12 protein-coding genes and 1 pseudogene are annotated in these 12884 nt (G+C 69.5%); 4 read left to right on the plus strand and 9 right to left on the minus strand.

Annotated features, from left to right (window positions below):
• Window positions 1-124 precede the first annotated feature (124 nt).
• Window positions 125-1042 (minus strand): annotated as a pseudogene (locus tag K9U37_RS20260) (DsbA family protein); the annotation flags it as partial.
• Between K9U37_RS20260 and K9U37_RS17350 the strand changes: the two are divergent.
• Window positions 990-1829, plus strand: coding sequence for an aldo/keto reductase (locus tag K9U37_RS17350; protein ID WP_243072745.1), 840 nt, complete (start codon window positions 990-992; stop codon window positions 1827-1829). The pseudogene K9U37_RS20260 and the gene K9U37_RS17350 sit on opposite strands and share 53 nt — an antisense overlap.
• Here the strand turns inward: K9U37_RS17350 and K9U37_RS17355 are convergent, their stop codons facing one another.
• The 3 genes from K9U37_RS17355 to K9U37_RS17365 are packed head-to-tail and all read right to left on the minus strand — an operon-like array spanning window position 1830 to window position 6432.
• The gene (locus tag K9U37_RS17355) at window positions 1830-2537 is read right to left on the minus strand and encodes an HNH endonuclease family protein (protein ID WP_243072746.1); all 708 of its coding nucleotides are present in this window, start codon (window positions 2535-2537) and stop codon (window positions 1830-1832) included.
• Window positions 2534-4750, minus strand: coding sequence for an ATP-dependent DNA helicase RecG (gene recG / locus K9U37_RS17360; RefSeq protein WP_243072747.1), 2217 nt, complete (start codon window positions 4748-4750; stop codon window positions 2534-2536). The genes K9U37_RS17355 and recG overlap by 4 nt, the downstream gene beginning before the upstream one ends.
• Window positions 4751-4752: 2 nt before the next feature.
• The gene (locus K9U37_RS17365) at window positions 4753-6432 is read right to left on the minus strand and encodes a fatty acid kinase ATP-binding subunit FakA (RefSeq protein ID WP_243072748.1); all 1680 of its coding nucleotides are present in this window, start codon (window positions 6430-6432) and stop codon (window positions 4753-4755) included.
• Window positions 6433-6697: 265 nt separating this feature from the next.
• Between K9U37_RS17365 and rpmB the strand changes: the two genes are divergently transcribed.
• Window positions 6698-6892 (plus strand): 50S ribosomal protein L28, encoded by a 195-nt coding sequence (rpmB, locus tag K9U37_RS17370; protein WP_243072749.1) that lies wholly within the window; start codon window positions 6698-6700, stop codon window positions 6890-6892.
• Window positions 6893-6956: 64 nt separating this feature from the next.
• On the opposite strand, the gene K9U37_RS17375 is transcribed toward rpmB, so the two are convergent.
• Window positions 6957-7646, minus strand: coding sequence for a uracil-DNA glycosylase (locus K9U37_RS17375; protein ID WP_243072750.1), 690 nt, complete (start codon window positions 7644-7646; stop codon window positions 6957-6959).
• Between the two features lie 24 nt (window positions 7647-7670).
• Window positions 7671-8624, minus strand: coding sequence for a thiamine-phosphate kinase (locus K9U37_RS17380; protein ID WP_308197403.1), 954 nt, complete (start codon window positions 8622-8624; stop codon window positions 7671-7673).
• A 175-nt stretch (window positions 8625-8799) separates the two neighbouring features.
• On the opposite strand from K9U37_RS17380, the gene K9U37_RS17385 reads away from it, so the two are divergent.
• On the plus strand, window positions 8800-9036 hold the full coding sequence (locus tag K9U37_RS17385) for an Lrp/AsnC ligand binding domain-containing protein (protein ID WP_243072751.1): 237 nt from the start codon (window positions 8800-8802) through the stop codon (window positions 9034-9036).
• On the plus strand, window positions 9026-9592 hold the full coding sequence (locus K9U37_RS17390) for a DUF3515 domain-containing protein (protein WP_243072752.1): 567 nt from the start codon (window positions 9026-9028) through the stop codon (window positions 9590-9592). The genes K9U37_RS17385 and K9U37_RS17390 overlap by 11 nt, the downstream gene beginning before the upstream one ends.
• On the opposite strand, the gene K9U37_RS17395 is transcribed toward K9U37_RS17390, so the two are convergent.
• From K9U37_RS17395 to K9U37_RS17405, 3 genes are all read right to left on the minus strand, one after another.
• Window positions 9589-10689: a D-alanine--D-alanine ligase family protein gene (locus K9U37_RS17395; RefSeq protein WP_243072753.1), complete on the minus strand. Its 1101-nt coding sequence runs from the start codon at window positions 10687-10689 to the stop codon at window positions 9589-9591. The genes K9U37_RS17390 and K9U37_RS17395 overlap by 4 nt on opposite strands.
• A 67-nt stretch (window positions 10690-10756) precedes the next feature.
• Entirely contained in the window at window positions 10757-11866 is a 1110-nt protein-coding gene (locus K9U37_RS17400; protein ID WP_243072754.1) for a cystathionine gamma-lyase, read from the minus strand.
• 3 nt (window positions 11867-11869) lie between these two features.
• Entirely contained in the window at window positions 11870-12880 is a 1011-nt protein-coding gene (locus K9U37_RS17405; RefSeq protein WP_243072755.1) for an NAD(P)H-dependent glycerol-3-phosphate dehydrogenase, read from the minus strand.
• Window positions 12881-12884 lie beyond the last annotated feature (4 nt).

Below are 12884 nucleotides of genomic sequence, written 5' to 3' on the forward strand. Positions count from 1 at the left end.
GAGCCGGGGCGGGGGTGGGCTGCAGGGCGGCCACTGGGCCGACGATGGCGGTGACCTTGGCGATCAGGTCCTGCGGCGTCGTCGGGCTGATGTCCTGGCCGTTGAGCTTGATGGTCGGGGTGGCGGTGATCTTGGCAGCCGCGGCCAGACCGTCGACCATGTTGTTGTACTTGCCGGAGTTGATGCAGCCCGGGACGCTGCCGGCCGCACCGGCCTGCCGGGCGGTCTCGATCAGCTTGGCGTTGCTGGGCGCGCCGCCGGCGCCTTCCTCGGGCTGCATGGCGAAAAGAGCCGAGTGGAACCGGGCGAAGGCTTCCTTCGACTCGTCGGCCACGCAGTAGGCGGCGTTGGCCGCACGCGTCGAGTAGATGTCGTTGACCCGCGAGTTCAGGATCGAGACCAGGTAGTAGTCGGCGGCGATCGCGCCGCTGTCGACCAGCTTGTTGACCGTGGGGCCGAAGGTCTTCTCGAACACCCGGCAGTGCGGGCACTGGAAGTCCTCGTAGATCGCCAGGACCGCCTTGGGCTCGTCGCTACCGTCTTTCTTGATCAGGGAGTTCGACGTGATCCGCACGGCCTGCATCTCGCTGGAGCCGGTCTTCTTGTCGTGGCCCGTCACGATGTAGAGCACCAGGGCTACGGCGAAGATGACGACGATGGCCGTCAGGCCGAGCTGGATGGCCAGGTTGCGCTTGCGGTCCTGAGCCTTCAGGTCATAGCGGGGCGTGCTTTTCTTGTTGTTGGCCACTGGTCGGCAGATCCTCGCTGATTCAAGACTGGGGTGTTTGCGCCTCCAGAGTACCGGCGGCGAGACCTCACGGACCCGTCGGGAAGGGGTACCGGTCCTCGCCTGGCTGGGAGTTGCGCGGGCGCAGGACCCCCCGCCGCTGATCAGACGGCATGAGCGGCTGGGTACTATCGTCATCCCGAAGTCGGTGACCCCGGAAGCGTCCCGACCCGGACACACTTCAACCTCACAGGCAGGCGACATGACACCGGCGGCCGCAATCCCCACCGTTACGCTCAACGACGACCGCACCATTCCCGTGCTTGGCCTCGGCGTCGCTGAGCTGTCGCCGGAGGAGACCGAAACCGCGGTCAGCAGTGCACTGCAGGCGGGCTACCGGCTGATCGACACCGCTTCGGCGTACGGCAACGAAGAGGCGGTCGGCCGGGCCGTCGCCGCGGCGGGGGTGCCGCGCGAGGAGCTGTTCATCACCACCAAGCTGACGACCGAGGACCAGGGCTTCCAGTCCTCCCAGGACGCCATCAAGGCCAGCCTCGAGCGGCTTGGCCTGGACTACGTGGACCTCTACCTCATCCACTGGCCGGCCGAGCAGAACGGTAGGTACATCGACGCGTGGGGCGGCATCATGCGGGCCCAGGCGGACGGCTACGCCAAGTCGATCGGCGTCTCCAACTTCACCCCGGAGCACCTGTCGAACATCATCGACCTGTCCTTCTTCACCCCCGCCGTCAACCAGATCGAGCTGCATCCGCTGCTCAACCAGGCCGCGCTTCGGGCCATTCACGAACAGCACTCGATCGTCACCGAGGCATTCAGCCCCCTCGGGGTCGGCAAGCTGCTGGAGAACCCGGCGATCACGGATGTGGCTGCTGCACATGGCAAGTCACCGGCGCAGGTGCTGATCCGGTGGAGCCTGCAGCTGGGCAACGTGGTGATCCCCCGCTCGTCGAACCCGGCGCGCATCGCCGAGAACATCGACGTCTTCGACTTCGAGCTGACCGCCGAGCAGATGGACACCATCAGCGGCCTCGACGACGGCACCCGATTCCGGCCGAACCCGGACACCTACACCGGGACCTGATCAGCCGGTCGGACAGGTAGCCGCCGCCTCGCGCAGTTCGGCCGCCGACGGCTCGTCCACCGGCAGGCCGTAGCCGCGCAGGACGGCGATGAACTGCATCGCGTACTGGCACCAGAACGCGTGGTTGGGCGGCATCCAGGTGCCCGGCGGTTGATCGCCCTTGTCCTGGTTGGCCTGGCCCGCGACCGCCAGCAGGTTTGCCGGATCGTTGGCGAACCGGAGTCGCATTTCGTCATTCCAGTTGCGCGCCCCCATGTCCCAGGCGTACGCCAACGGCACGATGTGGTCGATCTGCACCGCGGCACCCACCTGGGCGCCGCGCGTGAACGCGATCGTCTCGCTGGTGTACGGGTCATGCAGGATGCCGCTGGCCACCGCGTCCGGGCAGCGTTTGGTCGACACGAACGTCTTGTCGACCAGATCGCGGCCCAGGATGTCGTCGCGGGTGTCGCATCCGTTGTGCCCGCCGGGAGCGTTGTTGTCGTCGTCCCACGGGTCGCCGAACGCCGCACGCCGGTAGTCGTAGCCCCGCACCCGCTGCGGTACGACCGCAATGCCGGCCAGCACGTCGGAACCCGGTGCGACCGTCGGCACATCGGCCCGCGCCACCGTCGAGTCGGGGTTCCCGGAAGTGGACGTCACCTGTGCGGCCGCGATCACCGCCAGCGCGGTCATCGCGGACAGCCAGATCAGCGAGCGGCGCCTCATGCCTTGTCCAGATAGTCGATGCGGTCGGTGCCGGTGAACTGCCCGGCCAGCACGGCCATTCCGCGATCGCCCGGGTTAGCGGCGTAAAGCGACTCGCACAACTTTCGGGCATCGACGATGACGTCCTCGTGTTCGAGGAGCGACAGGAACCGCAGCGTGATCGGACGTCCAGACTGGTTGAGCCCCAACACATCTCCCTCACGGCGCTCCTGGAGATCCAGCTCGGCCAGGGCGAAACCGTCCAGTGTGGAGGCAACCGCCTTGAGCCGCTCCCCCACCTTCGAGCCGTCTGGCAGCTTCGTCGCCAGCAGGCACAGGCTCGGATGCTCACCGCGGCCGATGCGGCCGCGCAGTTGGTGCAGCTGACTGATGCCGAACCGGTCGGCGTCCATCACGAACATCACCGTCGCGTTCGGCACGTCGACGCCCACCTCGATGACGGTGGTGCACACCAGGACGTCGATCTCGCGGGCCCGGAACGCCGCCATCACCGTGTCCTTCTCGTCGGCCGGCAGCCGGCCGTGCATCAGGCCCAGCCGCAACCCGGCCAGCGGGCCGTGTCTGAGGTGTTCGTGAAGCTGGGCGACAGTGGTTGCGGGAGGGCCGTTTTGTTCGCCGCCGGTCGTGTCGTCCTCGTCGATGCGGGAGGCCACCACGTACGCCTGCCGCCCGGCTGCGACCTCCTCGGCGATCCGCTGCCACGCCCGGTCAAGCCACTGCGGCTTGTCCTTGATGAAGATCGTGTTGGTGGCGATCGGCTGGCGGCCGCGCGGAAGTTCACGCAGCGTCGAGGTTTCCAGGTCGCCGTACACCGTCAGCGCCACCGTGCGCGGAATGGGCGTCGCCGTCATCACCAGCAGATGCGGGTTGAGACCGTCAGGAGCCTTGGCGCGCAGGCGGTCTCGCTGCTCGACACCGAACCTGTGCTGCTCGTCGACCACCACGAAGCCGAGATTGGCGAACTCGACGGCATCCTGGAGCAGCGCATGGGTACCGATGACGATGCCCGCCTCCCCCGCCGCCACCTCGTCGCGGACCTGACGCTTCTGGGCCGCCGACATCGACCCGGTCAGCAGCGCGACCCGCGTCGCGCCCTCCGCTCCGCCGAGTTGGCCGGCCATCGCCAGCGGTCCCAGAACGTCACGGATGGACCGGGCGTGTTGGGCGGCAAGGACTTCCGTCGGCGCCAGTAGCGCGCATTGGTAGCCGGAGTAGACCATCTGCAGCATCGCCAGCACCGACACGATGGTCTTGCCGGAGCCCACCTCGCCCTGCAGCAGCCGGTTCATCGGCTTGGTCGCGGACAGCTCGCCGAAGATCACCTCGAGTACCTCGTGCTGTCCGGCGGTCAACTCGAAGGGCAGCCGCTTCATCAACGCGGGCACCAACCCGTCGCCGCGAGGCGGCGCTTGCGGCGCGGACTCGGACAGCTCGCCATGACGGCGCGCAGCCAGCGCCCACTGCATCCCGACGGCCTCGTCGAACGTCAGCCGCTCGCGTGCGGCCTCCCGCTCGGACTCCTTCTCGGCCAGGTGGACGGCGCGCAGCGCCTCGTCCTCCGAAATTAAACCTCGTTGGCGCACAACGCTTTCCGGCAGCGGATCGGTGACGGGATCGAGCACGGCGAGCACTTGGCGCACACAGGCATAGATGTCCCAGCTCTGCAGCTTGGAGCTGGCCGGGTAGATCGGGAAGAAGTCGCGCGCGAAGGCCGCCATCGCCGGCTCGCCGGCCTCGGACGTCGACGTGCCGGCGATCGCCTTGAGTGACTTGCTGCCGAACGTGCGACCCGTCGGAGAGCGCGGCACCAGGAATTCGGGGTGGGTCAGCTGCATGTTCCCACGGAAGTAGCCGACCTCTCCGGACAGCATCAGCTGGACGCCCTCCACCAAGTCCTTCTTGAGATACTTGGCGTTGAAGAAGGTGGCGGTGACCCTGGGCCGCCGATTCTTGAGCGTGATGACGAGATACTCCCGCTTGGGCTGACGGTTGGTCCAGCGGACCTCGGCCTTCTCGATTTCGTCGAAGAACGTGACGTGCTCACCCTCTTCCGGCGGCGCTTCGTCCTCACCCCAGGCCGACATCCCGTGGATGTACTTGCGCGGATAGTGCCGCAACAGGTCATCGACGGTGCGGATTCCGAACACCTCGTCGAGCAGGCCGGCGGCTTTCCCACCCACGACGGCGTCGAGTCGGTCGGTGAGGCTGACCACGGTTACTCCACCCCGATCAGCAGCGCGTCGCCGCGATGGCCGGTCGGGTAGGCGGCGAGCTCGATGCCGGGGTGGTGCCAGTGGACGTGCTCGGCCAGGGTTTCGGCGATGTCGGGGTCCACACCCTCACCGATCAGCACCGTGACCAGTTCTCCGCCGGCCACCAGCAGCAGGTCGATCAGCCCGGCGGCCGCGGCGGCGACGTCCTTGCCGACGACCAGCACCTCGTCGCCGGCGATTCCCAGTCCGTCGCCGGGTTCGCAGGTGCCGGCCCAGGTCAGCGCCTGCTCGGTGGCCAGGCGTACCGATCCGTGCCGGGCTCCGGCCGCCGCGCGCGCCATGGTGTAGCCGTCGTCGACGGCTTGGCGGCCCGGGTCGTGGACGGCCAGCGCCGCCAGGCCCTGCACCATCGAGCCCGCGGGCAGGGCGACGACGTCGATGCCCCATCCGATCCCGGCGGTGCAGCCGGCCACCAGTTCTTCAGCGGCCACGTAGCCGTCGGGTAGGACCATGACCTGGGCGGCACCGGTGTCGACCAGGGCGCGCAGCAGTTGGCGGGCACTGACCCCGTTGGACGGATCGGTCGATTCGGCGTCCGGCCGCAGCACCGAGGCGCCCTCCCGACGGAACAGTTCCTCGGCGCCGTCGCCGTCGACGACGGCGAGCACGGCACGCTCCCTGGTCCAGCTGCCCGGCGAGAGTCGGCCGGTGTTGAGCACCGAGATCTGGATGCGGCTCAGCGCACCGGCGGCCAGCCCCGCCTCCACGGCCGCGCCGGCGTTGTCGGTGTGCACGTGCACCGAGTAGCGGTCGGCGGCCTCGTGGCGCCGCTCGGCCGGCGATCTCAGGCCTGCGCCGGAGGCCGCGATGGCGACCGAATCACCGAGCTCCGCCAAGCGGGTGCGCAGCCGCTCGAGCGCGGTGGCGTCGCATTCGTCGAGCAGATACATCACCTCGAACTGCGGCGGTGCGGGTTCGGGCGGGTTGACGTCGAGGGGGCGGGGCGCCGGTTCGTAGGCGCGCCGTGGCGGGGCGTGGCCGCAGACGGTGGCGCTGAGTGCGTCGATGAGGACCAGCAGGCCGCGACCGCCCGCGTCAACCACCCCGGCCTCGGCCAGAACGGCGAGCTGCTCCGGGGTGCGCTCGAGTGCCTCCGCCGCCGCGTCCGCGCCGGCGGCCACGGCCTCGGCCAGACCGGCCCCGTCGGCGGCCCAGTGCTCGACCGCCTCGGCGGCGGCGTGCAGCACCGAAACGATGGTCCCGTCGATCTGCTCGCCGCCCATCGAGGACACCACCAGGCCGACGGCGTGCCGCAGTGCCGCACCGAGCAGAGCCGCGTCGATGTCGGCCAGCGCTCCCTGGGTGTCGACGTCGGCCGAGGCGGTCACGTCGGCCAGGCCACGCAGGATTTGCGACAGGATGACCCCGGAGTTGCCGCGCGCGCCGTGTAGCGCCCCTTCTGACAGTGCGGCGGCCACCGCGGTGACGTCGCCGGATCCGGCGGCCGACTTGGCCTCGGCCAGCGCCGAGCGCATGGTGAACAGCATGTTGGTTCCGGTGTCGGAATCGGCCACCGGGAACACGTTGAGCCGGTCGATCTCGTCGGTGTGGGTGATCAGGTCACTGACGGCGGTGCGCGCCCAGTCGCGGAGCGCCGATGCGTCAAGCCGCCGGTCGAGCATCGGCACCTCCTCGCGATCCCTGGCACACCACACGGCTCTCGTCGGCGCCAGCCTAGCCAGTCCACCCGACAGTAGGACGTCACAGATGCCCGGGCGGCCGGGGTGCCGCCGCGCCTCGGCCAGCTGTGATCGGCCCTGCTCAGTCGGTCCGAGCAGGCCATTTTGGCGTTCGGTTCGCCGGACAGCTATTCTGTTCAGGTTGTCGGGTCACCCGTCGCTCGGTTGTTGACCCCCGAACAGGCATCGACTATTTGAGGAGTTCTACATGGCTGCCGTGTGCGAGATCTGCGGAAAGGGCCCCGGCTTCGGCAAGTCGGTGTCGCATTCCCATCGCCGGACCAGCCGCCGGTGGAACCCGAACATTCAGACCGTCCATGCGGTGACCCGCACCGGCGGCAACAAGCAGCGCGTCAACGTCTGCACCTCCTGCCTGAAGGCAGGCAAGGTCACCCGCGGCTGAGTACTCCCTCTCACCCCCGCCCAAGCCGACGGTTGGGCGGGGAAGGTCGAGAGCTCGGTAGTGGCTAGGGCAGCCGCCAGTCGATCGGTTCGCCGCCCATGCCGACCAGCAGCTCGTTGGCGCGGCTGAACGGCCGCGAGCCGAAGAAACCCCGTGACGCCGACAGCGGCGACGGATGCGGCGACTCGATGGCCGCGCATCTGCTGCCCTCCAGCATCGGCTTGAGAGTCGACGCGTCGCGTCCCCACAAGATCGCCACCATGGGCTCGTCGCGCGCGGCGAGCGCCCGGATGGCGCACTCGGTGACGGCCTCCCATCCCTTGCCGCGATGCGAGGCCGGCGTTCCCGGCTGCACGGTCAGCACTCTGTTGAGCAGCATCACGCCCCGCTGCGGCCACGGCGTCAGGTCGCCGTCGGCCGGCTCTGGGTAGCCGAGGTCAGCGGAGTACTCGGCGAAGATGTTGGCCAGGCTGCGCGGCAGCGGTCGCACGTCGGGTGCCACCGAGAAGCTCAGTCCGACCGCGTGGCCCGGTGTCGGGTACGGGTCCTGCCCGACGATGAGGACCCGTACCGCCTCGAACGGATAGGTGAAGGCGCGCAGCACGTTCGGGCCTGCCGGCAGATAGCGCCGCCCTTCGGCGATCTCGGTGCGCAGGAACTGACCCATTCGGGTCACCTGGTCGGCCACCGGCGCCAGTGCCCGCGCCCAGCCGTCTTCGACGAGTTCGGTCAGCGGTCGGGCGGTCGTCGTCACGCACGACAACCTACTTCAGGGTCCTCAGTCGAAGGACTGCCAACCCGCCGGGCCGGTCCACTCCTGGCCGTCCACCACGACTGCGGGCGGCCCCTGCCGCACCGTGCCGATCACCCGCCAGCCGTCCGGAACCCGGTCCGGGAAGCAGGCAGCCAACGCGTGATCTTCGCCGCCGGCGAACACCATCGACCACGGGTCGGCGGCTGCGGCCGCGGCCGCGGGCGCCACCGCGTCGACGTCGGCGCGCAACGCCGCACCGAAAAGGTCGATCACCACACCCGAAGCCGTCGCCATGTGGCCGAGATCGGCGAGCAGCCCGTCGGACACGTCCGTCATCGCCTGCGCGCCTGCCCGCGCGGCCGCGACGCCCTGCCGGTACGGTGGGCGAGGCACCAGATGCCGAGAACGGATGTCGTCGAAGCCGCTGATCTCGTTGTGCCACAACGCATACCCGGCAGCAGAGCGCCCCAGATCGCCGGCGACCGCGATCACCGAGCCGGCTCGCGCACCGCTGCGCAGCACCGGGCTACGGCCGGCGAGGTCACCCAGTGCGGTCACCGAGATGACCCACTGTGGGCTGGCGACCAGGTCACCCCCGACGATTCCGGCACCGAATTGACCGGCCTCCAACCACATTCCGTCGGCCAGCTCCTGCACCTGCCCGACCGGGGTGTCCTGCGGGGCGCCGAAGGCGACGACAAACGCGGTGGTCCGTGCTCCCATCGATTCGATGTCGGCGGCGTTCTGCGCGATGGCCTTGCGCCCGACATCCCGTGGTGCGGACCAATCCAGCCGGAAGTGACGTCCCTCGACGAGCATGTCGGTGGTCACGACGACCCGTCCATCGGGTGCGGCCACCACGGCGGCGTCGTCACCTGGGCCGACGATCACGCCTTCGGGCTGGCGGCGCCCCGCCACCAGCCGGTCGATCATCGGAAACTCCCCCAGCTGGCGCAGTGTGGGCTCCCGGTCGTCCACGTCACCCCTTCCGCATCGCACCCGCGGTCCGCCGCAACCTGCGGTACGTTTGGTCCCTGTCGACGCAACGCTGCGTCGCCCGTCCCGGCTGTTCACCGGCGCCGGTCAGGACGTATGGACACGTCAGTGTAGGCGGGGCGGCACCGCTCACGGGTTCGAGACGAGGAGACGACGGGTGGCTGAGGCCTACATGCTGATCCAGACCGAGGTGGGCCGCGCCGAGGTCGTCGCCAAGCAGGTCGCCGCGCTGCCCGGCGTGCTGTCGTCGGAGTACGTCACCGGCCCCTACGACGTCGTGGTCCGCATCGGCGGAAACAACGCCGAGGACCTCGCCGCCAACATCGCCCCCAGCGTTCAGCAGGTCACCGGCATCACCCGCACATTGACGTGCCCTATCGCCGATGCCGACTGATCCCGCGCCCGCCGCAACCGAGGAACCGACGTCGGATGGTCCGCCCCACGCCGTCCTGATCGCCGCGCTGGTCGTGGCCGTGGCGGCCGTCGGTGTCGTACTGGGTCTCGCGGCGACGCGGCGTCCGGCGGACCAACCGGTGGCCATCGCGTCGGTGCCGGCCCCGCAGGCCGGCTCACCGGAGTGCCAACGTCTCCTGGCCGCCCTGCCGGGACAGCTGGGAGATTTCCGGCGGGCGATGGCACTGGACCCGGTACCGGCGGGCACGGCGGCGTGGCGGGCCGGCACCGACGGTGACGCGGTCATCCTGCGGTGCGGCCTGTACCGGCCGGCCGAGTTCGTCCTCGGCGTCCCCATCCAGATCGTCAACCAGGTGCAGTGGTTCCGGCTGGACGACCCCGACACCAACCGCAGCACCTGGGTCAGCGTCGACCGGCCGGTCTACGTCGCGCTGACCCTGCCGACGGGGTCGGGGCCGACACCGATCCAGACGATGTCGGATCTGATCGCGCGGACCATGCCGCCAACCGCGGTCAAGCCCGGACCGGCGCGCTAACGCAGTCCGGTGCCCCGGGCCAGGGCGGTCTCAACCATGGTGCCCACCAGCGTCGGGTAGTCCATCCCACTGGCGGCCCACATCCGCGGATACATCGAGATGGTGGTGAAACCGGGCATCGTGTTGATCTCGTTGACCACCGGGCCGTCCTCGGTGAGGAAGAAGTCCACCCGCGCCAAGCCCTGGCAGTCCAGCGCGTTGAATGCCCGGATTGCCAAGCGCCGCAGTTCATCTGCGACATCGTCGTCGACCTTGGCGGGCACGTCGAGCTCGGCCGCGTCGTCGAGGTACTTGGTGGCGAAGTCGTAGAAGCCGTCCTCGCGGCCACGCACCCCGGCAACCCGGATCTCCCCTATGGTGCTGGCATCGATTGAGCCGTCCGGGAATTCGAGCACGCCACATTCGAGCTCGCGGCCGATGACGGCTGCCTCGATGATCACCTTCGGGTCGTGACGGCGGGCCTCGGCGATCGCGCCGGGCAACTCGTCGGCGTTCATCACCCGGCTGACACCGATCGAAGAGCCGCCGCGCGCGGGCTTGACGAACATCGGAAAACCAAGGCGCTCAATCTCATCCAGTGTCGGGGCAGCTTGGCGTGGCCGCAGCACCACATGATCGCCGATCGGAAGGCCGTCGGCGGCGAGCAGCTTCTTGGTGAATTCCTTGTCCATGCCCGCGGCACTGGCGAACACGCCGGCGCCCACATAGGGCACCCCGGCCAACTCCAGCAGACCCTGGATGGTCCCGTCCTCGCCGTAGGGGCCGTGCAGGATCGGGAAGACGACGTCGACGGATGTCAGGATCTCCCCCGCCCGGTGGCCCAGCGACACCAGCTCTCCGCGCCGCTGGGGGTCGGCGGTCAGCGCCAACGCAGTCCCCGATGCACCGTTGACTTCCGGCAGCTGCCGGTCGGTGATGGCCAGTGTCTCCGGCCTGCCGTCGGTCAACACCCAGGACCCCTGCGGGGTGATGCCGATGGCGACGACCTCGAACCGCACGGGATCCAGATTGCGCAGGATGCTGCCGGCCGACACACAGGAGATGGCGTGCTCGGAGCTGCGGCCGCCGTAGACGACGGCGACGCGGATGCGTGTCACAACTTAGAGAGGCTACAGCCCGGGCGTTTGCCGCACGATCTGGCGATGTGAGCAGGCAATTCGCACTTCACCCGCGGTCCAGTGCGGCCAGCACGTCGGCCACCAGGTCATCGGTGTCCTCGATACCCGCCGAAATCCGGGCGAAGCCGGCCGCAACTGCGTCGCCCCAGCGTGCGCGGCGGTCCACCGAGGTGTGCAGCCCGCCGAAGCTCGTCGAGGCCACCAGCAGCTCACTTCCCTGCGCCAGGTGGTGGACGGCATCGGCGTCGGCCAGTTCGACACCCACCAGACCGCCGAACTTGCGCATCTGCGCGGTCGCCACCGGGTAGGACGGATCCTCCGGCAGCCCCGGGTAACGCACCGAGCGAACAGCGGGGTGGCTGCGCAGCGCGGTGGCCAGGGCCATCGCGTTCTGGCACTGCCGCGCGAAACGCAGGCCCACGCTGCCGATGCTTCGCAGCACCAGCCACGCCTCGAAGGGGCCCAGGATCGCCCCGGCCAGCAGCCGCTCGCGTTCCAACGCCGACATCAGCTCGGGGTGGCTGCCCGCGACGTAGCCGGCCAGCAGGTCACTGTGCCCGGACAGAGCCTTGGTGGCGCTGGCCACCACGAGGTCGGCACCGAGTGACAGCGGCTGATGTCCCAGCGGCGTGGCAGTTGTGTTGTCGACGAGCAATCGCGCGCCGTTGCGTCGACAGATCCCGGCCAGCCGGTGCAGATCCACTACGTCGAGCCCGGGATTCGTCGGCGTCTCAGCCAGCACCGCATCGGCGCCTTCGGCGGCGTCGTAGATCTGCGCTGCAGTGGCCTCGCGCACGGTGATGCCCAGTGGGGCTAGGCATTCCGCGGCGAAACGGCGGACCTGATAGTAACCGTCGCTGGGCACCACGAGCGCCGAGCCGGGCCGGACCACGGCCCGCAGCGCCGCGCTGATCGCCGCCATGCCCGAGCCGAAGCTCAGCGCGATCGTCGCGCCCTCCAGCTGGGCCAGAGCCGATTCGAGTTGGCGCCAGCTGGGATTTGAGCTGCGGCCGTAGGTGTCCGGTTCGCTGCCTTCGTCAGCCGACAGGTGGAAGGCCGCCGCGGGCACCGGGGCCGGACCGACCGGCTGCCCCGGAATAGCCTGGGAACTCACCGCTTTGACAGCGCGGGTGGAGTCGCCGTAACCGTCGAGCATCGGCTACTCCGGTTTGGTGCTGCGGCCCAGGAGCAGGACCACGGCCTCGTCGACGGACAGACCCTTGTGGCAGACCCGCTGAACGGCGTCGGTGAGCGGCATCTCGACGTCGTAGCTGGATGCCAGCGCCAGAATCGATGTGCACGACGTGACGCCCTCGGCGACGTGGCCGTCGGCCGCCTTCAGCGCGGCTTCCAGGGTTTCACCGCGGCCCAGCCGTTCACCGAAGGTGCGGTTGCGAGAGTGCGGCGAGGTACAGGTGGCGACGAGGTCGCCCACGCCGGCCAGGCCGGCCAGCGTCGCGGGCTTGGCGCCCAGCGCGATTCCCAGCCGCATGATCTCGGCGAGCCCGCGGGTGATGATGGCCGCGGCAGTGTTCTCCCCTAGCCCCACCCCCGCCGCCATGCCGCAGGCCAAGGCGATGACGTTCTTGCACGCACCGCCGACCTCGGTGCCGATGACGTCGGCGTTGGTGTAGGGCCGTAGGTATCCGGTGCTCAGGGCGCGTTGCAGCGCGACCGCACGCCCGGAGTCGGTGCACGCCACGACGGTGGCGGCGGGCTGCTCGTCGGCGATCTCGGCGGCGAGGTTGGGCCCCGAGACCACCGCAACCTGGCCGGGGTCGACACCGGTGACCTGGATGATGACCTGACTCATCCGCATCAGGCTGTCCAGCTCGATGCCCTTGGCCAGGCTGACCAGCGTGGCGCCGTGGGCCAGGTCGCCCCGCCACGCCTCGAGGTTGGTGCGCAGGGTCTGCGAGGGAACGCCGAGCAGTACGGTGGTCAGCCCGTCGAGCACCTCGGCGGCATCGGTGGTGGCCCGGATCGCGGCGGGAAGTTCGACTCCGGGCAGGTAGTTGGTGTTGGTGTGCTTGGTATTGATCTCCTCGGCCACGTCGGGCCTGCGGGCCCACAACCGGACCTCCGACCCGGCGTCGGCCAGGACCTTCGCCAGTGCGGTCCCCCAAGCACCGGCGCCCATCACCGCGGCGGTGCCGACCGTGCTCGTCATGCTC

Source organism: Candidatus Mycolicibacterium alkanivorans, assembly GCF_022760805.1.
In the GTDB taxonomy this organism is placed as follows: domain Bacteria; phylum Actinomycetota; class Actinomycetes; order Mycobacteriales; family Mycobacteriaceae; genus Mycobacterium; species Mycobacterium alkanivorans.